Genomic DNA, 22,741 nt, shown 5'->3' with positions numbered 1-22,741 from the left:
AGCCGCTGAATCGCACGCAGGAACGATCCGTCAACCAGGCATCCCGCACTGTCCGTCGCATGGGTGCAGCTATCCGTCCCGAACGTCGCCTAGCGTTTGTCCGTGATCAATCATCCAGCCGGTCCGCCCACGCACTCGACCGTGGACCTCGACGACGACAGCCCACCCGGATCCGGACGGAAACCCGCCCCGCTGCCCGCCCGCCGTCCGTGCCCCCTGCGCTCCCACCCCCGGCTGGCCCGCCTCACCGTCCTCCTGGCCGCGTTCGTCTGCGCGGCCTGCGGACTCGTCTACGAGCTCGAACTCGTCGCACTCGGCGACTACCTCCTCGGGGACACGGTCACCCTGACCTCCGTCGTGCTCTCCGTCATGGTGTTCGCCATGGGCCTCGGCTCACTGCTCGCCAAACGCCTCACCCGCCACCCCGCCACCGCCTTCGCCCTCGTCGAGTGCGCCCTCGCCCTCACCGGCGGGCTCTCCGTCCTCGTGCTCTACTCCTGCTGGGCCTGGATCGGCCGCTACCAGGCCGCCATCGTCGGCCTCACCTGCCTCATCGGCATCCTCATCGGCGCCGAGATCCCGCTCCTGATGACCCTCATCCAGCGGATCCGCCGCGAGGAGGCCGGCCGGGCCGCGGCCGACCTGTTCGCCGCCGACTACGTGGGCGCGCTGATCGGCGGCCTCGCCTTCCCCTTCCTCATCCTGCCCGGCCTCGGCCCCGGCACCGGCGCGCTCGTCACCGGTGCCGTCAACGCCGTCGCCGGAGCCGCCGTCGTGCTCTGGCTGTTCCGCGAGGAACCCGCTCCCCGGATACGACTGCTGCTCTGGGCCGGCTGCGGACTCGTCCTCGCCGTCCTCGCCGGCGCCGCCGCCGGCTCCGACGCCATCGAACGCGCCGCCCGGCGCGCCCTGTACGGCGCCGACATCCGCGACGCCACCCGCAGCCGCCACCAGGAGATCGTGCTCGCCGGCCCCGTCGACGGCCCCCTCCGGCTCTACCTCGACGGACGGCTCGCCGTCTGCGGGCCCGACGAGTACCGCGGCAGCGAAGCCCTCGTCCACCCCGCGATGGCCGCCGGCCCCGACGCCCGCGTCCTGCTGCTCGGCGGCGGCGACGGGCTCGCCCTGCGGGAGGTCCTCCGGCACGGCGGGGTCCGCTCGGTGCGGATCGTCGACACCGACCCCGAACTCACCCGGCTCGCCCGCACCGACCCGGGCCTGGCCGCCCTCACCGGACGCTCCCTCGACGACCCCCGGGTCCGGACCACAGTTGCCGACCCCATGGAGTGGCTACGGCGCGACACCACCGCCGACCGCGCCTACGACGTCGTCCTCGCCGACCTGCCCGCACCCGCCGACGGCGGGCCGGTGAAGTACCACTCCCAGGAGTTCTACGGCCTCACCGCCCGGCTGCTCTCCCCCGGCGGCCGGATCGCCGTCCGGGCCGGCGGCGACCTGACCAGCCTCTGGCCGGTCGAATCCGGCCTCCGCGCGACAGGCCTGCGGACCGTCCCCTACGCCGTACAGGGCGGCGCCACCGCGAGCTGCCGCCCCGGCGCGCCCGGCGCCGCCCAGCACTTCCTGCTCGCCTCCGCCGAACAGCCCGCGCTCGCCCTCGCCCCCGACGCCCCGCCACCGCGCGCCCTCACCCCCGACACCCTCCGCACCACCTCCACGCAGCTCACCGCCCTTCGCCCCGCCCGCTCCCCGGCCGCCTTCACCCTCCTGGGCCCCCGCTGAACTCCCGTCCGGCACAGGCCGGAAGCCGCGCTCGGTGTGCACCTCCGTGGCGTGCGCGGGGCCGGGCGGAAAGCCGGGTGGGCGGCGGTAGGGACCAGGCGGGGTTCGGTCGGTAGGCTCCGTGCCATGGAGCATGACGTTGTCGTCCCGATGCCCGCCGAGCTGCTGCGGCAGGCCTTGCAGGATCCGGCTCTGCTGGCCCGGAGTGTGCCGGGCCTGAGCACCGAGCCGGCGGCCGTCGGCACGAGCCCGGCCGAGGAGATCGGGGGCCGGCTGCGGGTGCGGATCGGCGGCTCCACCATCACCTACAAGGGCGTGCTGTCGCTGATCGAGGGCCGTGAGGGCGTGCTGACCGTGCTCGCCGAGGGGCAGGAGGCCCGCGGCAGCGGTGAGGCGACGGCCACCGTCCGGGTGAGTGTCGCGGACGGCGCCGAGGACGGCACCGCCGTCATCCGCTTCACCGGCGACCTGAGCGCCACCGGTCGGCTCACCGACTTCGACGAGGACACCCTCACCGCCACCGGCCGCCGCCTGCTGGACCGTTTCGCCGCCGCCCTCGTCTCCCCCGACGACGACGCGGACGCCGCGGACGCCGCGGAAGAGGAGGCGGCGGACGAGGAGACCGCGGAGGAGGCCGAGGCGAGCGTCCTGTTCATCGAGGAGCGCCAGGATCAGCCCGGCGACGACCTCGACGACGACCTCTCCGACCTCATCGCCTTCTCCGACGCCGACGCCGAGCGCTTCGGCCTGCCCACCGGCGGCGACGACGAGCACGAGGACGCCGTGGCCGAGGAGCTCCCCGCCGAGCTGCCGTTCGAGTACGAGGACGAGCCTGTGCTGAGCGGCCCGGTGCGCCGCAGCATCGTCGGCCGTTCCGCCGAGGAGGTGGACCACGCCCCGCCGCGCGGCCGCTACGCGCCCGCCCTGCCGGCCCGCAGCGCCCGCGCCCGTGCGGCGTCCCGCTGGGGCGGCGAGGCCGGCGGGATCGTGGTGCCGGGCCCGGGGGGCCGCAGTGCGATGCCGTGGGTGATCGGCGGCGGTGTGGCCCTGCTGGGCGGGGCCGTGGTGCTGGCCAGGGTGCTGCGCCGCCGCTAGCCGGAACGCCGGGCGTCAGGGCCTGGGCCCGTCTTAAAACTCCCGTCGTTCGCCCGGCAGGCGGGAGGTTGAAGACGGGCCCTAGACTGGACGCTCATGAGCAACGACCGCGACGCCCTGCTGGCACAGATCAAGGACAAGGCCGTCGTGCACGGCAAGGTCACCCTCTCCTCCGGCAAGGAGGCCGACTACTACGTCGACCTGCGCCGGATCACGCTGGACGGCGAGGCCGCCCCGCTGGTCGGCCGGGTGATGCTGGACGCGACCTCGCACCTGGAGTACGACGCCGTCGGCGGGCTGACCCTGGGCGCCGACCCGGTGGCCACCTCGATGCTGCACGCGGCCGCCGCGCGCGGCCGGCGGCTGGACGCCTTCGTGGTGCGCAAGGCGGGCAAGGCGCACGGCCTGCAGCGCCGGATCGAGGGCCCGGACGTGAAGGGCCGCCGGGTGCTGGCGGTCGAGGACACCTCCACCACCGGCGGCTCGGTGCTGACCGCGGTCGAGGCGCTGCGCGAGGCGGGTGCCGAGGTGGTCGGTGTCGCGGTGATCGTCGAGCGTGGCGGCGCCGCCACGGTCGAGGCCCAGGGCCTGGAGTACGTGACCGCCTACACCGCCGCCGACCTGGGCCTCTGAGCCCCGGAACGCCCCCGAGTACGACCGCGGGCCTGGTCCTGTTTCACGTGAAACAGGACCAGGCCCGCTCTGCTTTGCCCTCTGACGCTCAGCTCCGCCGGTGGCGCCCGCCGCCGGTCTGCACGGCATCGCCCATCGCCTCGTCGCCGCCCGCCTTCTTCTTGCGCTCGCGCACGACCTCGATGAGGATCGGCGAGATCGACAGCAGGACGATCAGCAGCACCGCCGGGATCAGGTACTTGTCGATCACCGGGGCGAGCGCGTCACCGAAGAAGTAGCCGATCAGCAGCATGGACTCGGTCCACAGCACACCGCCGACGACGTTCCACAGGAAGAACGTGCGGGCCGGCATCTCCAGGGTGCCGGCGACCGGGTTGAGGAAGGTGCGGATGATCGGCATGAAGCGGGCCAGCACGACGGCCTTGCCGGGTCCGAACTTGGCGAAGTACTCCTCCGCCTTCACCACGTACTCGCGGCGGAAGATCTTCGAGTCGGGCTTGTCGAACATCCTGGGCCCGATCTTCGCCCCGATCAGGTGCCCGAGCTGGGCCCCGGCGATCGCCGCCAGCGGGGCGCCGACGAGCAGGGCCGCGATCGGCAGCTTGGCGCCGTCACCGAGGACCGACGAGGCGGCGTCGGAGGCGGCGACACCGCCGATGATCAGCAGGGAGTCGCCCGGGAAGAAGAACCCGACCAGCAGGCCGGTCTCCGCGAAGATGATCGCGATCAGCCCGATGGCGCCGACGGACGAGATCAGTTGTTTGGCGTCGAGCAGGTTGACGGCCAGCTGCATAGAGTCCACGGGCGCAGGATAGCGGGCGCATCTTCACGGCGACTGCCCGCCGGGGGGCCGTCCACGTCGTGCTGCCGGCCCCGTGGGGCGGCGTTCCGACAGGCGGGCTCCTGCTGACCTGCGCGCACTTGTCTGGGAAGATGGCACAGGCTTCCGGTCCGCGGTCGCAAAACACCCTCGTTGACGTACCGCGGTGGTCGCCTCGAACCTTGGTACCGGACCAGCCGGACCGCAGAGCCGCGCATCGGCGGCCGGTACCCCGGAGTCGTCACGAAGGCGTACACAGCGTCGGACCACACCGTCCGTACGCCCCAACCCGACAGGAGCGGATCGCATGCCCATCGCAACTCCCGAGGTCTACAACGAGATGCTCGACCGGGCCAAGGCGGGCAAGTTCGCCTACCCGGCCATCAACGTCACCTCGTCGCAGACCCTGCACGCCGCGCTGCGCGGGTTCGCCGAGGCCGAGAGCGACGGCATCATCCAGATCTCGACCGGTGGCGCGGAGTTCCTGGGCGGCCAGCACAAGAGGGACATGGTGACCGGCGCCGTGGCGCTGGCCGAGTTCGCCCACGTCGTGGCCGCCAAGTACGACATCACCGTCGCCCTGCACACCGACCACTGCCCGAAGGACAAGCTGGACGGCTACGTCCGCCCGCTGCTGGCGATCTCCGCCGAGCGCGTGGCCCGGGGCGAGAACCCGCTGTTCCAGTCGCACATGTGGGACGGCTCGGCCGAGACCCTGGCGGACAACCTGGAGATCGCCCAGGAGCTGCTGGCCCAGGCCGCCGCCGCCAAGATCATCCTTGAGGTCGAGATCACCCCGACCGGCGGCGAGGAGGACGGCGTCACGCACGAGATCAACGACGAGCTGTACACCACCGTCAACGACGCCGTGCGCACCGCCGAGGCGCTGGGCCTGGGCGAGAAGGGGCGCTACCTGCTGGCCGCCTCGTTCGGCAACGTGCACGGCGTGTACAAGCCGGGCAACGTCGTGCTGAAGCCGGAGCTGCTGCGCGAGCTGCAGGACGCGATCGGCAAGCAGTATGGCAAGACCGACCCGTTCGACTTCGTCTTCCACGGCGGTTCGGGCTCGACCGCGGAGGAGATCGCCACCGCGCTGGAGAACGGCGTCGTGAAGATGAACCTGGACACCGACACCCAGTACGCCTTCACCCGCCCGGTCGCGGACCACATGTTCCGCAACTACGACGGTGTGCTGAAGGTCGACGGCGAGGTCGGCAAGAAGAACACTTACGACCCGCGCACCTGGGGCAAGCTGGCCGAGGCGAGCATGGCCGCCCGTGTGCTCGAGGCCGCCCAGCAGCTGCGCTCGGCGGGCAACCGCCTGAAGTGAGCGCGCCAGCCGCGTGAGCGCGTGTGCCCCCCGGTGGTCGTCCACCGGGGGGCACACGCGTCTGTCGCTGCCGGGCTGCCGCTACTGCTTGAGTTCGGCGTACGCCTCCTCGCTGCTGTCCTTCAGGAACTGCCAGCAGCGGGCCTCCTCCTCGGTCTCCTTGATCGCGCCGGCCGCGCGGGCGAGCGCCGCGAGGCAGCGCAGGAAGCCGCGGTTGCCGCGGTGCTCCCACGGCACCGGCCCGTGGCCCTTCCAGCCGTTGCGGCGCAGCGCGTCGAGGCCGCGGTGGTAGCCGGTGCGGGCGTAGGCGTACGACTCGACGTAGCGGCCGGCCGCGTAGGCATCGTCGGCGAGCATGGCCCAGGCCAGGCAGAACGCCGGATAGTCGGCCGCGACCTGGGTCGGCGAGGCCGATTCCTCGGCCAGCATCTTGTAGGGCTGCTCCTCCTCCGGCAGGAGGGTCGGTTCGGGGCCGTCGAGAAGATTCCTGTGAGTCGCCATGGAGTGCAGTCTGCCACCCGAGCCGCAGGGGTCAACCGCCATCGGATGATCGGACCGGGCGGGAAGTTGCATACCGGGTATGTAGACATTCACCCGTTCTCCATGTCAGGGTGTCGAGGTGCCCGCAGCCCGAACTGCCCCGCGCCGACGTGCCCGCGCCGGCCGCCGCCGTGCGCCGCGCCGACGCATAGGCCCCGCGTTCCTCGTGGCGCTCGTCGCCTCGGTGGCCGTCCTGTCCACGGCGGTCGTCACGCTGATGGACCGCCACTCCGCCGCGCCCGCCTCCGGCCCGACGACGCAGGCCCGGGTCGTGCCGTCGGCCGAGCTGAGCGCCCCCGCTCCGACGCCGACGGCCACCCCGACACCCACGCCCACCCCGACACCCACGCCCACCCCGACGGCCACACCCACCCCCACCCCCACGACGCCCGACTCCGGCCCCGCCAAGGGCGACGGGACGTTCACCGTGGCCCCCGCCGCCGCCCAGGCGGTCGGCAAGGGGAACATCCGACGCTACCGGGTCGAGGTCGAGGACGGCATCGGGATCGACCCAACGGCCGCCGCCACCCAGATCCACGGCATCCTCGGCGACCGGCGGGGCTGGACCAGCGACCACAGGAACGGCTTCCAGCTGGTCGCGAGCGGCCCGTACGACTTCACCGTGAAGATCGCCTCGCCCGCCACCGCGGACCGGCTCTGCGCCACCGCCGGCCTGGACACCCACGGCGAGGTGAACTGCGACGTCGGCAGCCAGGTGATCGTCAACTCCAAGCGCTGGAACACCGGTTCGCCGCAGTTCGACGGCCCGCTGGACGAGTACCGGGCGCTGATCGTCAACCACGAGGTCGGCCACCGGATCGGCCACGGCCACGAGACCTGCCCCGGCCCGGGCAAGCCGGCGCCGGCCATGATGCAGCAGATCTACGGCCTCAAGGGCTGCACCCCCAACGCCTGGCCGTACTCGGCGGACGGGACGTACCTGGGCGGGCCATCCGTCCCGTAGCGGAACGGAGTTGAGACCCGCGCAGGGAAGAGGGCGACCTCGTCCGCCGAAGCCCTGGCCGCCCAGCTGAAGCAACCCCGGCACAGGGCGGATCAGCCGAGCACCGGCAAGTACGCGCTCAGGTCGCTGCGTTCGCCCGAGGCCGACACCGCGGCGGCGTCCACCGCCGCGGTCCACGCGGTGCGGCCGGTGGCGAGGCGGATCCAGGTCAGCGGGTCGGTCTCGACCACGTTGGGCGGGGTGCCGCGGGTGTGCCGGGGGCCCTCGACGGCCTGCACGACGGCGTACGGCGGGATCCGCAGCTCGACCGCCCCTCCGGGGGCCCGGGCGGCGAGGGCGTCGGCGAGCATCCGGGTGACGGCGGCGAGGGCCTGGCGGTCGTGCGGGAAGCCGTCGACGCCGAGGGCGTCGGCGAGGTCGTCGGCGTGCACGACGGCCTCCACCAGGCGGGTCACCAGGTAGTCGGTCAGGACCATCGGCCGGCCGCCCAGCACGTCGACCCGCCGCTCCGGCTCCAGCGCGACCGTGCCGTCGAGCACGGCCCGCACGGCGTCGAGCGGCCGGTCGAACGCGGCGGCCACCTCCTCGGGCGGGCCCGCGAATCCGGTCGCCGCGTGCTCGGTCACCGCGGTGTCGACCGCCTCGGCCAGCGTCCTGCTCAGCTCCGCGTAGCGGGCCAGCGAGAGCGGCGGCCCGTCCGGTTCGGCCTTGTCCAGCGTGGCCGGCAGGTGGCCCAGCGCCAGGCCCAGGTGGGCCAGCAGCTCCCGCACCCGCCAGGAGCCGAGCCGGGTCGGCCGGTCCAGGTCCGGCGCCGTCAGCCGGTGCACGACCGCGCGCAGCGCCTCGTTCTGAGCCGCGAGAGCGGCGCGGAGCTTCTGCGGCTGGTACGTACGGGACTTGGGAGGCATGGTCCCCAACATACGCCCCCGACAAACGCCCCCGACAAACGCCGAGAGGCGGACGGTCCACCGAGAACCGTCCGCCTCTCAGAGCGCGAACGTCAGCCCAGCAGGGCCTCGATGACGCCGGTGTGGGCGTCCTTCAGCTCGGCCAGCGTGACGCTGAACTGCCCCTGGACGTCGATGCTGTCGCCGTCCACGACACCGATCCGGGTGGCCGGCAGGCCACGCGCGGTGCACATGTCGTTGAACCGGAGCTCCTCGCTGCGCGGCACCGCCACGACGGCGCGGCCGGCCGACTCGGAGAACAGGAACACGAACGGGTCCATGCCCTCGGGCACGATGATCCGCGCACCGCGGCCGCCCTTGAGGCAGCTCTCCACGAGCGCCTGGCCGAGGCCGCCGTCGGAGAGGTCGTGCGCGGCGTCGATCATGCCGTCGCGCGAGGCGGCGATCAGGATGTCGCCGAGCAGCCGCTCGCGCTCCAGGTCGACCTTGGGCGGCAGACCGCCGAGGTGGTCGTGGACCGCCTGCGACCAGGCCGAGCCGCCGAGCTCGTCCGCGGTGTCACCGAGCAGGTAGAGCAGCTGCCCCTCCTCGGCGAAGGCGACCGGGGTGCGCCGGGTGACGTCGTCGATGACGCCGAGCACCGCGACCACGGGGGTCGGGTGGATGGCGACCTCGCCGGTCTGGTTGTACAGCGAGACGTTGCCGCCGGTGACCGGGGTGCCGAGCACCTGGCAGGCGTCGGCCAGACCGCGGGTGGCCTCGGCGAACTGCCACATCACGTCCGGGTCCTCGGGGGAGCCGAAGTTGAGGCAGTCGGAGACCGCGAGCGGGCGGGCGCCGCCGGCCGCGACGTTGCGGTACGCCTCGGCGAGGGCCAGCTGGGCGCCGGTGTACGGGTCCAGCTTGGTGAAGCGGCCGTTGCCGTCGGTGGCGACCGAGACGCCGAGGTCGGTCTCCTCGTCGATCCGGATCATGCCCGAGTCCTCGCCGACCGAGAGCACGGTGTTGCCGAGCACGTAGCGGTCGTACTGGTCGGTGATCCAGGACTTGGAGGCCTGGTTCGGGTGGCCGGCGATCTTCAGCAGGTCGGCCTTCAGGCCCTCGCCGGTGGTGGGGCGGGCCAGCCGCTCGCCGGTGGGGGCGTCGGCCTGCAGCGCGTCCTGCCAGCTCGGGCGGGCGTACGGGCGCTGGTAGGTCGGGCCCTCGTGGGCGACGGTGCGCGGCGGCACGTCCACGACGAGCTCGCCGTGCCAGAAGATCTCCAGGCGCTCGCCGTCGGTCACCTCACCGATGACGGTGGCGATGACGTCCCACTTCTCGCAGATCTCCAGGAAGCGGTCGACCTTGTCGGGCTCGACGATGGCGCACATGCGCTCCTGCGACTCGCTCATGAGGATCTCCTCCGGCGAGAGCGTGTGGTCGCGCAGCGGCACGGTGTCCAGCTCGATCCGCATGCCGCCGGAGCCGGCCGAGGCCAGCTCGCTGGTGGCGCAGGACAGGCCGGCGCCGCCGAGGTCCTGGATGCCCTTGACGAGCTTCTCGCCGAAGATCTCCAGGGTGCACTCGATGAGCAGCTTCTCCTGGAACGGGTCGCCGACCTGGACGGCCGGGCGCTTGGCCGGCTTGGTGTCGTCGAAGGTCTCGGAGGCGAGCACCGAGACGCCGCCGATGCCGTCGCCACCGGTGCGGGCGCCGTACAGGATGACCTTGTTGCCGGCGCCGGAGGCCTGCGCGAGGTGGATGTCCTCGTGCTTCATGACGCCCACGCACAGCGCGTTGACCAGCGGGTTGCCCTGGTAGCAGGAGTCGAAGACGACCTCGCCGCCGATGTTCGGCAGGCCCAGGCAGTTGCCGTAGCCGCCGATGCCCGCGACGATCCCGGGCAGCACGCGCCGGGTGTCCGGGTGGTCGGCCGCGCCGAACCGCAGCGGGTCCATGACGGCGACTGGGCGGGCGCCCATCGCGAGGATGTCGCGGACGATGCCGCCGATGCCGGTGGCCGCGCCCTGGTAGGGCTCGATGTACGACGGGTGGTTGTGCGACTCGACCTTGAAGGTGACCGCGTAGCCCTGGCCGACGTCGACGACGCCGGCGTTCTCGCCGATGCCGACGAGCATCGCACTGGAATCGGGCTTCTTCTCGCCGAACTGCTTGAGGTGGACCTTGGAGCTCTTGTACGAACAGTGCTCCGACCACATGACCGAGTACATCGCGAGTTCCGCCCCGGTCGGGCGGCGGCCGAGAATCTCCCGGATGCGCGCGTACTCGTCCTCCTTGAGGCCGAGTTCGGCCCACGGCTGGGCCGCGTCCGGGGTCTGCTCGGCGTTCTTGACGGTGTCGAGGCTCATCAGGCGTTCACCAGCTGCTTCAGGACGGAAGTGAAGAAGCCCAGGCCCTCGGTGGTCGGACCGGTGAGCGGCTCCACCGCGTGCTCCGGGTGCGGCATCAGGCCGACGACGTTGCCGGCGGCGTTGGTGATGCCGGCGATGTCGCGGTACGAACCGTTCGGGTTGACGTCGAGGTAACGGGCGATCACCCGGCCCTCCGCCTCCAGCTCGTCCAGGACGTGCTCGTCGGCGACGAAGCGGCCCTCGCCGTTCTTCAGCGGAACGACGATTTCCTGGCCCGCCGAGTAATCCCGGGTCCACGCGGTGCCGGCGTTCTCGATCCGCAGCTTCTGGTCGCGGCAGACGAAGTGCAGCGAGTCGTTGCGGGTGAGCGCGCCGGGCAGCAGGTGCGATTCGCACAGCACCTGGAAGCCGTTGCAGATACCGAGCACCGGCATTCCCAGCTTCGCCTGCTCGATGATGGTGTCCATGACCGGCGAGAAGCGGGAGATCGCCCCGCAGCGCAGATAGTCGCCGTAACTGAATCCGCCCGGCAGGACGACGGCGTCGACCTGGTGGAGATCCTTGTCACGGTGCCAGAGGGCGACCGGCTCGGCGCCGGCGAGGCGGACCGCGCGCTGCGCGTCGCGGTCGTCGAGGGAACCGGGGAAAGTGACGACGCCTACGCGGGTGGTCACTTCGCCTCCTCCTCGACCCGGACGGTGAAGTCCTCGATCACGGTGTTGGCGAGAAAGGTCTCGGCGGCTTCGCGGATACGGGCGAGCGCGGCGTCGTCGACCGGGCCCTCCAGCTCCAGCTCGAAACGCTTGCCCTGGCGGACGTCGGCGATCCCGGTGAATCCGAGACGGGGCAGTGCGCGCTGCACCGCCTGTCCCTGGGGGTCGAGGATCTCCGGCTTGAGCATGACGTCGACTACGACGCGTGCCACTGGCACTCCCGGTGGTGTCTTCGTGAGGCGGGGGAACTCCAGACTACCGGGGGTTTCGGGCGGGATTGCTGGCCGGGGAGAGCGACGCGCGTAGACCTGAGACCCTTACGCCGCAAGGGATCCGGGCCCGCGGACCCCCTCGCCGGGCGCCCCATTTCGGCGGATTGGGCGGCCCGCTCGGAGAGCCCCCGAAGAACACCCGAATACGGCACTCCGGGACAGAACCGCCCGTCCCGCGCGCAGGTATCCGGTAGTCCGACGGAGATTCGTGAATATCCGGAAAAGAAAGCCGAACTCTTCGATTTCGACCAGCTTCGGGTGCAGAATAGGGCCACCTGTCGCGGCAAGTGCTGCGTATCCGGCGGGCCACCAGGCCTGCCCGTATGCGCTTGCGCGAGTGGTGCACAACGGGCCCCGGCGCGCACCCCGCGCACCCGCGGCCGAATTGCCCGAGAGGATTGACACCCATGGCTCAGCGTGTAGTTGTCACGCTCTCCGACGACCTGGACGGCGGCGCCGCCGCGGAAACCGTCCACTTCGGCGTCGACGGGAAGTCGTACGAGATCGACCTGTCCGTGGACAACGCGGAAAAGCTGCGGGAGGCCCTCGCTCCGTTCGTCGCGGCCGGCCGCCGTCAGAGCCGCACCGGAAAGTCCTTCCGCCGCACCGCGCTCACCCCGGACCCGGCCGCGGTCCGCGCCTGGGCCCAGTCGCGCGGAATGGAGCTGCCGGCCCGCGGCCGCATCCCCAAGCACGTGTACGAGGCGTTCGCCGAGGCGAACTGACCTCCTCGGGGGCACGGCCGGCCCACGGCCGGAGGTCCCGCGGTCGCCCTGCCCGTCCGAAAGGGTGGGGCGACCACCCCGAACGATGCTGTAGAGTATTCCTCGTCGCCGCAACGGAGAGATCCGAAGAGGCGGCCGGTGCCCCACCAGGCACCGTGCGGACGTGGCTCAGTTGGTAGAGCATCACCTTGCCAAGGTGAGGGTCGCGAGTTCGAATCTCGTCGTCCGCTCGCAGTGCGCGAGCACAGCACAAATCAATAGTTTGACCTGCGGACGTGGCTCAGTTGGTAGAGCATCACCTTGCCAAGGTGAGGGTCGCGAGTTCGAATCTCGTCGTCCGCTCAGAAACGAAGGGCCCCCTCGATCGAGGGGGCCCTTCGGCATTTCCGTACCGGACTCCACCCATGACATTTGTCATCGCCGACCCGTGGATCCGCATCCCCTTCTCATGACGGCGCGCACTGACCGCGCGGCCGGGGCGGCGGAAGGCTGGAGCCATGGAAACGCGCCAGCCCCCGGCCCCCTCCGGGCACGTGATCGAGGTCACCGACCTGCACCGCCGCTACGGCACCGGCACCGCCGGCTACCACGCCGTCCGCGGCGTCGACCTGGCCGTCGGCCGCGGCGAGCTGTTCGCCCTGCTCGGCACCAACGGGGCCGGCAAGACCTCCACCCTGGAGCTCATCGAGGGCCTGGCCGCGCCCAGCGGCGGCACCGTCCGGGTGCTCGGCCACGACCCGTACCGGGAGCGCGCCGCCGTCCGCCCGCGGATCGGCATCATGCTCCAGGAGGGCGGCTTCCCCGGCGACCTCACCGTCGCCGAGACCGGCCGCAGCTGGTCCGGGATGACCAGCGGCGCCCGCCCGGTGGAGGAGGCGCTGGAGCTGGTCGGCCTCGGCCACCGCCGGGGCGTCCGGGTCAAGCAGCTGTCCGGCGGCGAGCGCCGCCGGCTCGACCTCGCGATGGCCCTGCTCGGCCGCCCCGAGGTGCTCTTCCTGGACGAGCCCAGCACCGGCCTCGACCCGGAGGCCCGCGCCGCCGTCTGGCGGCTGGTCCGCGAACTGCGGGCCCAGGGCACCACGGTGCTGCTCACCACGCACTACCTGGAGGAGGCCGAGGAGCTGGCCGACCGGCTGGCCATCATGCACGGCGGCCAGGTCGTCACCACCGGGACGGTCGCCGAGGTGATCGCCGGCCGGCCCTCCCGGATCACCTTCGAGCTGCCCGAGTTCACCGGGGCCTCGCTCCCGCCGCTGGCCGGGGCCGAGCTCACCGTCGAAGGCCGCAAGGTCACCGTGCAGACCACCGGCCTCCAGAGCACCCTCTTCGACCTGCTCGGCTGGGCCCACCACCACGGCATCGCGCTCGGCGCACTGGACGCCCGCAGCGCCTCGCTGGAGGAGGCCTTCCTCGCCATCGCCTCCGAGGCCGCCCACCGGCCCGAGCCCGAGACCCCCGCCGCTCCCGCCGCCCGCCGCCGCCTGATCGGATCCGCCCGATGACCGTCCCCACCGCCACCGGCCCGCAGAGCACCGCCGTCCGCCGCCTGACCGCCCTCGGCCGGGCGGAGACCACCCTCCTGCTGCGCAACCGCACGGCCCTGTTCACCGCCCTGCTGCTGCCCCTCCTGATGCTCGCCGGGCGGCGCAACATGCTCAAGCAGCAGGCCGAGTCCCACCCCGGCCTGGACGTCGACTCGCTGCTGATCATCGGCACCATCGGCGGGATCCTGGCGTTCGTCGTCTACTACAACCTGACCGCCGCGTACGTCGGCCGTCGCAACCAGCTGGTGCTCAAGCGGCTGCGCACCGGTGAGGCCGGGGACGTCGAGATCCTAGCCGGCACGGCGGTGCCTTCGGTGAGCCTCGCCCTGTTGATGACCGCCGTGGTCGCCGTCGGCGGCGCCGTCGTCCTGGACCTCAGCACTCCGGTGAACCCCCTGCTGCTGGCCGCCGGTCTGCTCCTGAGCATCGGCACCCTGATCGCGCTGGCCGCCCTCTCCAGCGCCTTCACCAAGACCGTCGAGACCGCCGGCATCACCACCCTCCCGATCCTGCTGATCTCCCAGTTCGGCTCCGGCCTGTTCATTCCGCTGGAGGTCATGCCCGACCGGCTGGCCGACTTCTGCCGGATGCTGCCCACCACCCCGGGCTTCCAGCTGATCCACCTCGGCTGGACCGGCACCGACGGCTCGGCCGCGGCCACCGGCTTCGCCGGCACCTGGTCCACCGCCGCCCCGCACCTCGTCACCGGCGCCGTCTGGCTGGGCCTCGCGGTCTGGGGCGCCGTGCGCTACTTCCGCTGGGAGCCGCGCCGCTGACGACTCGACGGAATCCGCAGGACAAGCCCCGTTCCACCTCTGATATGAAGGCAGCGACAGCATCGTGATCGGGTGGGGAGCAAGTCGATGGGTGTCCGGGGGCCTATCCGCCGGTGGAGGGGCTTCGGCAAGCCGCAGCGTGCCGAGCTGTACTTCCGCTGGTCGCTCTATCTGATGGCCTTGCTCATGTTGCCGGTGAACCTGCTGGTCAGCGCCTCCCCGTCGAACCCCCCGAGCTCGGGCACCGCCGTCCAGGTCGCCCTGGTCCTCTCGCTCGCCTCGACCCTGGTGACCCTCCGGGCGTACCGCACCTCGCTCGACCACTACCTGAAGCGCCCCGGCGACCGTCGCTGGCTGATCGTCAACGCCGTTCTCACAGTGGCCGGTTCCTGGGCGGTCCTGCTGCTCGGCCCGTCCGGCGGCGGGCCGGCGAATCCCCATGGGCCGCCGTTCACGGCGGTCATCGCCTCCGCCATGCTGGGCGCGGCCGTCGGCCCGATGAGCGTCGGCCTGCCACTGCGCTGGGCCTGCCTCGGCGGACTCGGCCTGATGCTGCTGGTCGCCCCGGCGATCCTGCTGGCCGGGGTCGAACCCGGCACCGCGATCGGGATGCTGGTCGGGACGGTGATCGGCCTCGCGGTCCTCGTCGGCAGCTGCCGCAGCCTCGCCTGGGTGGCCGCCATCGTCTGGGAGCTGGACGCCGCCCGCGAGGCGCAGTCCCGGCTCGCCGTCGCCGAGGAGCGGCTGCGCTTCTCCCGCGACCTGCACGACGTGATGGGCCGCAACCTCACCACCATCGCGCTCAAGAGCGAGCTCGCCGTCCAACTCGCCCGCCGCGGACGCCCGGAGGCCGCCGACCAGATGGCCGAGGTGCAGAAGATCGCCCAGGAGTCGCAGCGCGAGGTCCGGGACGTCATCCGCGGCTACCGCACCGCCGACCTGCACGCCGAGGCCATCGGCGCCCGCGCGGTGCTCCGCTCGGCCGACGTGGCCTGCGAGATCGACCTCGGCGAGGACGCCGACCAACTGCCGGCCCCGGTGCAGTCGGTGCTCGGCTGGGTGATCCGCGAGGCCACCACCAACGTGCTGCGGCACAGCGAGGCCGGCCGCTGCCTGATCCGGCTGCGCCGGGAGGACGGCCGGGCGGTGCTGGAGCTGGAGAATGACGGGGTGCCCGCCGTGCCGCTCCCCTCCCAGGGCGGCGGCACCGGGCTGCGGGGGCTGCGCGAGCGGCTGGCCGCCCACGACGGCGAGCTGACCGTCCCGGAGGCCGCGCCGGGCACCTTCCGGATGCTCGCCGCCGTGCCGCTCTGAACCGTCGCTGACCCGAACACTGAACCCGAACGCTGAACCCGAACGCTGACCCGTCGCCGAACCGTCGCCGAACCGTCGCCACCGAAGGAAGGCCCGCCGATGACCGGCACCGCGCCCGTCCGCGTCCTGCTCGCCGACGACGAGCACCTGATCCGGGGTGCGCTGGCCGCGCTGCTCTCCCTGGAGGACGACATCACCGTGGTCGCCCAGGCGGGCTCCGGCCCGGAGGCACTGGCGATGGCGCGGGCGCACCGCCCGGACATCGCGGTGCTGGACCTGCAGATGCCCGGAAAGGACGGCATCGAGGTAGCCACCGAGCTGCGCCTGCTGCTGCCGGACTGCCGCTGCATGATCGTCACCGGCCACGGCCGCCCCGGCTACCTGAAGCGGGCGCTGGAGGTCGGGGTGCGCGGCTTCCTGCCGAAGACCGTCTCGGCGGCCGACCTGGCCGGGATCATCCGGACCGTCCGGGCCGGCGGCCGGTACGTCGACCCGGAGCTCGCGGCGGACGCGATCAGCGCGGGCGAGACCCCGCTGACCCCGCGCGAGACGGACGTCCTGGAGCTGGCCGCCGACGGCACCCCGATCGCCGAGATCGCCCGGCGGGCGGGCCTGTCCCAGGGCACCGTCCGCAACTACCTCTCCTCGGCGGCCACCAAGCTGGGCGCGGAGAACCGGCACGCGGCGGTGCGGATCGCCCGCGAGCACGGCTGGATCTGAGCCGGCCCGCGGGCTTCCGAGGGGCGTCAGACCCAGCTGGTGCCGGTCAGCCGCTCGTACACCTCGATGTACTTGGCCCGGGTCTGCTCGACCACCTCGGCCGGCAGGACCGGCGGCGGCTCCTCGCTGTAGCGGTCCCAACCGGAGGCCGGGGAGACCAGCCAGTCGCGGATCAGCTGCTTGTCGAAGGACGGCTGCGAGCGGCCCGGCTGCCACTCGTCGGCCGGCCAGTAGCGGGAGGAGTCCGGGGTGAGCACCTCGTCGCCGATCACCAGCTCGCCGTCCCGCAGGCCGAACTCGAACTTGGTGTCGGCCAGGATGATGCCGCGGTCGCGGGCGATGTCCCGGGCCCGGGCGTAGATGTCCAGGGTGGTTCGGCGCAGCTGGGCGGCCAGCTCGGCGCCGATCCGGCGGGCCGTCTCCTCGTAGGGGACGTTCTCGTCGTGCTCGCCGACCTCGGCCTTGAGCGCCGGGGTGTAGATCGGGGCGGGCAGTTCGGAGCTGTTCTCCAGGCCCTCCGGCAGGGCGATGCCGCAGACCGTGCGGCTCTCGTCGTACTCGGTCAGACCGGAGCCGGCCAGGTAGCCGCGGGCGACCGCCTCGACCGGGATCATGTCCAGGCTGCGGCAGATCAGGGTGCGGCCCTTCCAGTCGGCCGGGGCGCCGGCCGGGATCTCGGTGGAGATCACGTGGTTGGGCACGATGTCGGCGATCCTGTCGAACCACCACAGGGAGAGCTGGGTGAGGATGCGGCCCTTGTCGGGGATCTCGTTCGGCAGCACCCAGTCGTGGGCGGACATCCGGTCGCTGGCCACCATGACCAGCTCGCCCGACTCCGTGCGGTAGAGGTCGCGCACCTTGCCGGTGTGCAGGTGGACCAGGCCGGGTACCTGGACCGGCTCGGGCTTGGTGACAAATCCGCTCAAGGTGTCTCAGTCCTCAGGGGTCGTTCGCGGGCGTGGGGCGACGCGAAAGGGGAGGTCACTGCCCTCGCAGTCTTTCACGAACGCCCGCGACGGCCTCCGGGGCCCGGGGCCGCGGGCCTCAGGGCTGGTTCTTGCACAGCCGGTCGAGCAGGTTGGCGGTGGCACGCTGGATGCGCTCGTCGGTGAGGCCGGGGCGGCCCAGCGCGGGCGACCAGGCGAAGGTGCCGGCCGCGAAGACGTACGCGCCGCTGGGCGCCCGGTACAGCGAGGTCTCCTGGTAGCGGGTGCGGCCCGCGAGGTCCCGGTACGGGGAGTGGGCGAGCAGCACCCGCTCGGTGTGCTCGGGCAGCGCCACCTTGGGGTAGTAGCGGTCGGCCTCGCCGGCGACCAGGCCGGGAAGTTCGTCGCCCTCCTGGAGCCCGGTGCCGTCCCACAGCCAGTGCGCGGTGTGCCGGGCGATCAGCGGGACGGGCGCGGCGACCCGGCCCGAGTACTGCACCCCGAGCAGGTGTTGCTCCGGCTCGCCGGCGTCCCGCCACAGCGCGCTGGCCGCCCCGGGCGCTCCGGCCGCCGGGCTGCCGGGCCGGACCTTCTGCCGTTTGCGGCAGTTGAGCAGCCGGTTGGGCTCGCCGGAGGCCGCGGCGGTCAGCTCGACCCGCCAGTACATGGTGTTGGCGGAGAGGAAGACCAGCGAGGTGCCGCCGTCCCGGGCCCGCTCGGCGGCGCGGCGCATCGGCTCGGACCAGTACTCGTCGTGGCCGGGGAAGACCAGCGCCCGGTGCCGGGCCGGGTCGACCAGGCCGGCGTGCAGGTCGGTGGCGGTGGCGTAGGCGAGGTCGTAGCCGTAGCGCTCGGCCCAGCGGATGAAGTCGTACGCGTGGCCGACGTGCAGCGGCAGCCCGGCGGTGGCGTGCGGGCGGTCGAAGGAGACGGTGACGGCGGCCTCCGCCTCGCCGACCAGCCCGCCCTGCCCGTCCCACGCGTGGTAGAGGCTGGCGCCGCTGCGGCCGTCCTCCGGGAACAGGTTGTAGGCCTGCCAGGTCACGTCGGGGAGCACCAGGAGGAGTTCGGGGGCGTGTGCGTGCTCCCCGAAGTCCCGGACGGTGAACGGGATGTGGCTGCGGTGCAGCATGTCCGCGGTGGTCAGCACGGCGACGTACGCGCCGGGCATCCAGTGGGCGGGGATCTGCAGCCGCCAGGAGTGCCACCAGTGGTGGCAGGAGACGGTCCGCCCGACCACGAGCGGGGCGGGCTGGGCGAGGCCGGGGATCAGCGGGCTGGACGTCATGTGGCGGGCGCCGTCGCCGCCGTAGTGGCCGATCCGGTAGACGTCCACGGTGAACTCGCGGGGCGGGTTGACGGTGACCCGGAAGTCCACCGAGCCGCCGGGGCGGATCAGCCCGGCCGAGGCGAAGCCCTTGATCTGCTGGACGACGTCGTTGGCGCTCTGCGGGGTGCCCACCGGCGGCTTGGGCCGGGCGCCGCCGGCCAGCGGCCGCTGGCCGGGCGCGTCCACCGAGACGTACCAGGGGACGGTGCCCTCGGCGTCGGCCAGGTACTCGTCGGGGCTGCGCAGCCAGGGCAGCGGGCCCTGGCCGAAGGGGTCGGAGACGCTGTAGGCATGCGTTCCGGACTCCCAGCGGCGGTTGAGTTCGGTCCCCACGCGCCCCTCCCAGGTGCACTTCCGCCCGGCTGGCACGCGCCCCCCGGATGTGCGTGCGGTCTAATAGACCACACCGTGCTGGCGCTGCGTCACCTACCGGTAGCAATTGGTGGCGGGAATTCTCCGGCCGTCCGGTCCCGGGCCTCCGGCCTGCGGAGACGGCCGCCCGCCAGCCCGTCCCGGGGGCGCGTACGGAGGCGCCGAGCGCCGGGATTCCGGATGCCGGCGGGCCCCTGAGGACCTACAGGCGGACGGGCTTCTCCAGGCGGACGTCGGCGGCGTCCAGCCAGGCGCGCAGCGGCCCGTCCTGGCCCTGTTCGACGGCCTGGGCGACCGGGCCGGCGAGGTCGGTGCGGCGGACGCCGCCGAGCAGCAGGACCGGGCCGTCCAGCCAGTCCAGGCCGGAGGTGGCGCCCGCGGTGTCGACGGCGGCGCAGCAGACCATCGCGGTGACATGGTCGACCAGCAGGTCGCGGCCGCTGGGGGCGGGTTCCAGCAGCGGGGCCGGGGTGGTGGTGTGGGCCGGCTGGGCGGCGAGCGCGGCGGCGAGCTGCTCGCCGTCGCCGTCGGCGAGCCGGGCCAGCAGCCGGGTGAGGGTCGGGGCACCGGGGCGGGCCTGCGGGGCGAGCCGGTCCAGGGCGGCCTGCAGGGCTGCGGCGCGGGCCCGCCAGCCGGCGTCCACGACCTCGGCCGGGTAGTCGGCCCAGTCCAGCTCGTGCCAGGCGCCGGCGGCGGGGCGGCCGAAGAACAGCTCGGCGGCGAGCCAGGAGACCGCCCGGTCGACGGCGCCGGGCTCCTCCAGCAGGTCGCAGGCGGGGCGGTCGCCGAGCCGGGTGCCGTAGCCGTCGGCCAGCCGGTCGCGCCGGGACAGCTCGGTGAGGGCGGCGACCACGCCGGCGTTGAGGTGGGCGGGGTGACGGCCGAGCCGCCAGGCGGGCAGCGCGACCCGGGTGAGCAGCCGGTCCCAGCCGGCGTAGGCGAGGCCGACCTGCTCCTGGGCGGCGATCCGCAGGCCGTAGTCGACGGTCCGGGCCTGTTCGGAGGCCCAGCCCGCGACCGAGCGCTCCAGTTCGGCGGCGTGGCCGCGGCAGGCGCCGAGCAGGCGGCGGGTGATCCGGTCGGTGAGCGCGGCCGGGCCGCGGTGCGGGGCCCGGGGCGGGCCGGCGAGGGTGGCGCCGCCGAGGCCGGCGGGGGCCGGGCCGGTGTCCAGGCTGGCGTCGAGGCTGCGCAGGAAGCGGCGGGCGGCGGCGATCTCCGGGTCGGCGGAGGCGGCGGTGCCGGCCACCACGGGGGCGAGCAGGGCGCGCAGTTCGCCGGCCCGCATCCACCAGAGGAACGGCGAGCCGATCACCAGGACGGGGGCGGGCGGCTCGTGCCGGGGGCCGGGCCGACGCCGCGCGGGCGGGACGTCCTCCAGCCAGCTGTCGCAGTCCGGGGTGAGGGCGATGGCGGACGGGGCTGGGACGTCCAGCCGGTCGGCCAGTTCGCCGATCAGCCGGTACAGCTCGGGGGCCTCGGCGCGGTCCAGCGGGACGGCCGGGGTCTGCGGCGGGACGGCCCGGCGGTAGGCGCGGGCGGTCAGCCCGGCCACCGCGAGGGTGAGCGCGGCCACGGCGCAGACCACCCAGCGGGCGGCGTCCCAGCCGGCGGCGTCCGGGGAGCCGGGCGCGCCGATCCGGCCGGTGAACCGGCCGGCCAGCAGGACCACCGCGACGGCAGCGGGCAGGGCGCCGACGGCCAGGGCGAGACCTCGGATCCGCAGGACCGCCTGGGCGTGAGCGCGCGCGGTGTCGACAGCGGCCATACGGTGCGGCACCCCCTTCGGAGCCCTCAGGCGCCCGCTGACGGGCCCCTGAGCCGACTCGAAACGATCAGTTCCGACCGGGAAGCGGAGGCGTCCGATCCCGGTAGTGCATGCTGTGCGGCGCTTCTGACATGTTCGACGCCCCGGTCCGGGTGGGTGTTCCGGACGCCCCGGTTTCCACTCGTCCCGGTGACGTTGCCCGGATTCCGGACGACGCGCCCGGTCCGGTGCGAAGCACCCGGGAGACCGCCCGGCCGGACGCCGTCCAGCATCCCCCCGCGGGGACGCCGCTACCCGGCGGCGACCCCGACGCGCGGCCAAGGCGCCGTGCGATCCAGCGCACCATAAGGCCGGGCACCCGGCTACGTCAGCCGGATGCGGCTGCTGTCACCCGATGGGCTGGATTCCGGCCGCCGAACGGTGCGTCGCCCCCCGCAGCCGCTCCGGTTGTGGAACGCCGCAGGGCGCTGCGTCCATGGGGGTTGTTTCCCACGGCACGCAGCGCCCTGCGGGGGTGCGCCAGGAGCGACGGCTACGCGGTGGCCGCCTTGAGCGCGATGTCGGTGCGGTGCTGGCCGCCCTTGAGCGAGATCCGGTCGACGGCGGCGTAGGCGCGGTCGCGCGCCTCGGCGAGGTCGGTGCCGGTCGCGGTGACGGACAGCACCCGGCCGCCGGCGCTCAGCACCCGGCCGTCCTCGTCCGCCCTGGTGCCGGCGTGCAGGACGAACGCGGTGCCGTCCGCCTCGGCGTCGGTCAGGCCCTCGATCGGGTCGCCGGTGCGCGGCGCGGCCGGGTAGCCCTCGGACGCGACGACCACGGTGACGGCCGCGCCCTCGTCCCAGCGCAGCGGCTCCAGCTGGTCCAGCGTGCCGGTGGCGGCGGCCAGCAGGACACCGGCCAGCGGGGTGCGCAGCCGGGCCAGCACGACCTGGGTCTCCGGGTCGCCGAAGCGGGCGTTGAACTCGATCACCCGGGTGCCGCGCGAGGTGAGCGCCAGGCCGGCGTAGAGCAGGCCGGAGAACTCGGTGCCGCGGTGGCGCAGTTCGTCCACGGTCGGCTGCAGGACGGTCTCCAGGACCTCCTCGACCAGGCCGGCGGGCGCCCACGGCAGCGGCGAGTAGGCGCCCATGCCACCGGTGTTGGGGCCCTCGTCGCCGTCCAGCGCGCGCTTGAAGTCCTGCGCGGGCTGCAGCGGGACGACGGTGGTGCCGTCGGTGATCGCGAACAGCGAGACCTCGGGGCCGTCGAGGTACTCCTCGATGACCACGCGCTCGCACGACGCGGCGTGCGCCAGCGCGGCCTCGCGGTCGGAGGTGACCACGACGCCCTTGCCGGCGGCCAGGCCGTCGTCCTTGACCACGTACGGAGCGCCGAAGGCGTCCAGCGCCTCGGCGGCCTCCTCGGCGGTGGTGCACACGTAGGAGCGGGCGGTCGGCACGCCGGCCGCGGCCATCACGTCCTTGGCGAAGGCCTTCGAGCCCTCCAGCTGCGCCGCGGCGCCGGACGGGCCGAAGACCGGGATGCCGGCCGCGCGCACGGCGTCGGCGACGCCCGCGACCAGCGGGGCCTCCGGGCCGACGACGACCAGGCCGGCACCGAGCCGCGCGGCCAGGTCGGTGACCTGGGCGCCGTCCAGCTGGTCGACCGGGTGGACCGTCGCCACCTGCGCGATCCCGGCGTTGCCCGGGGCGCAGTGCAGCTCGGTGACGGCGGGATCTTGGGACAGGGAGCGGCACAGGGCGTGTTCGCGGGCGCCGCCGCCGATGACGAGGACCTTCACGGTTGGCAAGGGTAGTCGGTGGCCCGTTCCGGCCGCTCTCCGGCCTCGTCGGAACCTCCAGCCGAAGACCTCCGTACGCTCACGATGTCGGAGGATCATCCAAACCCGGGCCCGCGATGTCGG

Annotated in this window: 20 protein-coding genes and 2 tRNA genes; 12 read left to right on the top strand and 10 right to left on the bottom strand. The window is 73.3% G+C overall.

Features of this window, described 5'->3' with window-relative positions; all coding sequences use genetic code 11:
* The first annotated feature begins 102 nt into the window (after positions 1-102).
* The 3 genes from F7Q99_RS13485 to pyrE all read left to right on the top strand — a co-directional run bounded on the left by F7Q99_RS13485 (position 103) and on the right by pyrE (position 3,468).
* Positions 103-1,740 (top strand): polyamine aminopropyltransferase, encoded by a 1,638-nt coding sequence (locus F7Q99_RS13485; RefSeq protein ID WP_407697779.1) that lies wholly within the window; start codon positions 103-105, stop codon positions 1,738-1,740.
* 126 nt (positions 1,741-1,866) lie between these two features.
* On the top strand, positions 1,867-2,835 hold the full coding sequence (locus F7Q99_RS13480) for an SRPBCC family protein (RefSeq protein ID WP_153461458.1): 969 nt from the start codon (positions 1,867-1,869) through the stop codon (positions 2,833-2,835).
* Between the two features lie 96 nt (positions 2,836-2,931).
* Positions 2,932-3,468, top strand: coding sequence for an orotate phosphoribosyltransferase (gene pyrE / locus F7Q99_RS13475; protein ID WP_153461456.1), 537 nt, complete (start codon positions 2,932-2,934; stop codon positions 3,466-3,468).
* Positions 3,469-3,556: 88 nt separating this feature from the next.
* Here pyrE and F7Q99_RS13470 read toward each other — a convergent pair whose 3' ends face one another.
* Complete coding sequence (locus F7Q99_RS13470) at positions 3,557-4,261, bottom strand: DedA family protein (protein WP_153466144.1); 705 nt, start codon at positions 4,259-4,261, stop codon at positions 3,557-3,559.
* A gap of 334 nt (positions 4,262-4,595) precedes the next feature.
* Between F7Q99_RS13470 and fbaA the strand changes: the two genes are divergently transcribed.
* On the top strand, positions 4,596-5,618 hold the full coding sequence (gene fbaA, locus F7Q99_RS13465) for a class II fructose-bisphosphate aldolase (protein ID WP_153461454.1): 1,023 nt from the start codon (positions 4,596-4,598) through the stop codon (positions 5,616-5,618).
* Positions 5,619-5,699: 81 nt separating this feature from the next.
* Here the strand turns inward: fbaA and F7Q99_RS13460 are convergent, their stop codons facing one another.
* Complete coding sequence (locus tag F7Q99_RS13460; protein ID WP_153461452.1) at positions 5,700-6,119, bottom strand: DUF3151 domain-containing protein; 420 nt, start codon at positions 6,117-6,119, stop codon at positions 5,700-5,702.
* 118 nt (positions 6,120-6,237) lie between these two features.
* Between F7Q99_RS13460 and F7Q99_RS13455 the strand changes: the two genes are divergently transcribed.
* Positions 6,238-7,122 (top strand): DUF3152 domain-containing protein, encoded by an 885-nt coding sequence (locus F7Q99_RS13455; RefSeq protein WP_326846623.1) that lies wholly within the window; start codon positions 6,238-6,240, stop codon positions 7,120-7,122.
* A gap of 92 nt (positions 7,123-7,214) precedes the next feature.
* Here the strand turns inward: F7Q99_RS13455 and F7Q99_RS13450 are convergent, their stop codons facing one another.
* From F7Q99_RS13450 to purS, 4 genes are all read right to left on the bottom strand, one after another.
* Positions 7,215-8,030: a maleylpyruvate isomerase family mycothiol-dependent enzyme gene (locus F7Q99_RS13450; protein WP_153461450.1), complete on the bottom strand. Its 816-nt coding sequence runs from the start codon at positions 8,028-8,030 to the stop codon at positions 7,215-7,217.
* 92 nt (positions 8,031-8,122) lie between these two features.
* A complete protein-coding gene (purL, locus tag F7Q99_RS13445) occupies positions 8,123-10,378 on the bottom strand; it encodes a phosphoribosylformylglycinamidine synthase subunit PurL (RefSeq protein WP_153461448.1) in 2,256 nt (751 codons plus the stop codon).
* A complete protein-coding gene (gene purQ, locus F7Q99_RS13440) occupies positions 10,378-11,055 on the bottom strand; it encodes a phosphoribosylformylglycinamidine synthase subunit PurQ (RefSeq protein ID WP_326846622.1) in 678 nt (225 codons plus the stop codon). The genes purL and purQ overlap by 1 nt, the downstream gene beginning before the upstream one ends.
* On the bottom strand, positions 11,052-11,306 hold the full coding sequence (purS, locus tag F7Q99_RS13435; RefSeq protein WP_218201110.1) for a phosphoribosylformylglycinamidine synthase subunit PurS: 255 nt from the start codon (positions 11,304-11,306) through the stop codon (positions 11,052-11,054). The genes purQ and purS overlap by 4 nt, the downstream gene beginning before the upstream one ends.
* Positions 11,307-11,773: 467 nt before the next feature.
* Here purS and F7Q99_RS13430 point away from each other — a divergent pair, with 467 nt between their 5' ends.
* The 7 genes from F7Q99_RS13430 (at position 11,774) to F7Q99_RS13400 (ending at position 16,445) form a co-directional block, all read left to right on the top strand.
* Entirely contained in the window at positions 11,774-12,091 is a 318-nt protein-coding gene (locus F7Q99_RS13430) for a histone-like nucleoid-structuring protein Lsr2 (RefSeq protein ID WP_030304494.1), read from the top strand.
* A 157-nt stretch (positions 12,092-12,248) separates the two neighbouring features.
* A tRNA-Gly gene (locus F7Q99_RS13425) sits at positions 12,249-12,321 on the top strand.
* Between the two features lie 39 nt (positions 12,322-12,360).
* Positions 12,361-12,433, top strand: a tRNA-Gly gene (locus tag F7Q99_RS13420).
* A gap of 155 nt (positions 12,434-12,588) precedes the next feature.
* Entirely contained in the window at positions 12,589-13,593 is a 1,005-nt protein-coding gene (locus F7Q99_RS13415) for an ABC transporter ATP-binding protein (RefSeq protein WP_153461446.1), read from the top strand.
* Complete coding sequence (locus F7Q99_RS13410) at positions 13,590-14,411, top strand: ABC transporter permease (protein WP_153461444.1); 822 nt, start codon at positions 13,590-13,592, stop codon at positions 14,409-14,411. Before F7Q99_RS13415 ends, F7Q99_RS13410 begins: the two co-directional genes overlap by 4 nt.
* A gap of 87 nt (positions 14,412-14,498) precedes the next feature.
* Entirely contained in the window at positions 14,499-15,725 is a 1,227-nt protein-coding gene (locus F7Q99_RS13405; RefSeq protein WP_153461442.1) for a sensor histidine kinase, read from the top strand.
* A gap of 99 nt (positions 15,726-15,824) precedes the next feature.
* A complete protein-coding gene (locus F7Q99_RS13400; protein WP_153461440.1) occupies positions 15,825-16,445 on the top strand; it encodes a response regulator transcription factor in 621 nt (206 codons plus the stop codon).
* A gap of 26 nt (positions 16,446-16,471) precedes the next feature.
* Here the strand turns inward: F7Q99_RS13400 and F7Q99_RS13395 are convergent, their stop codons facing one another.
* From F7Q99_RS13395 to purD, 4 genes are all read right to left on the bottom strand, one after another.
* Positions 16,472-17,371: a phosphoribosylaminoimidazolesuccinocarboxamide synthase gene (locus F7Q99_RS13395; RefSeq protein WP_153461438.1), complete on the bottom strand. Its 900-nt coding sequence runs from the start codon at positions 17,369-17,371 to the stop codon at positions 16,472-16,474.
* Between the two features lie 118 nt (positions 17,372-17,489).
* Positions 17,490-19,034, bottom strand: a complete 1,545-nt coding sequence (locus tag F7Q99_RS13390) for a N,N-dimethylformamidase beta subunit family domain-containing protein (protein WP_326846621.1) — start codon at positions 19,032-19,034, stop codon at positions 17,490-17,492.
* Between the two features lie 241 nt (positions 19,035-19,275).
* Positions 19,276-20,838 (bottom strand): hypothetical protein, encoded by a 1,563-nt coding sequence (locus F7Q99_RS13385; protein ID WP_153461436.1) that lies wholly within the window; start codon positions 20,836-20,838, stop codon positions 19,276-19,278.
* Positions 20,839-21,370: 532 nt separating this feature from the next.
* Positions 21,371-22,618 (bottom strand): phosphoribosylamine--glycine ligase, encoded by a 1,248-nt coding sequence (purD, locus tag F7Q99_RS13380; RefSeq protein ID WP_326846620.1) that lies wholly within the window; start codon positions 22,616-22,618, stop codon positions 21,371-21,373.
* Positions 22,619-22,741 lie beyond the last annotated feature (123 nt).

The organism is Streptomyces kaniharaensis (assembly GCF_009569385.1).
Lineage (GTDB): Bacteria > Actinomycetota > Actinomycetes > Streptomycetales > Streptomycetaceae > Kitasatospora > Kitasatospora kaniharaensis.
The sequence above is the reverse complement of the archived record's forward strand: the minus strand, read 5'-3'. Positions and strand labels throughout refer to the sequence as shown.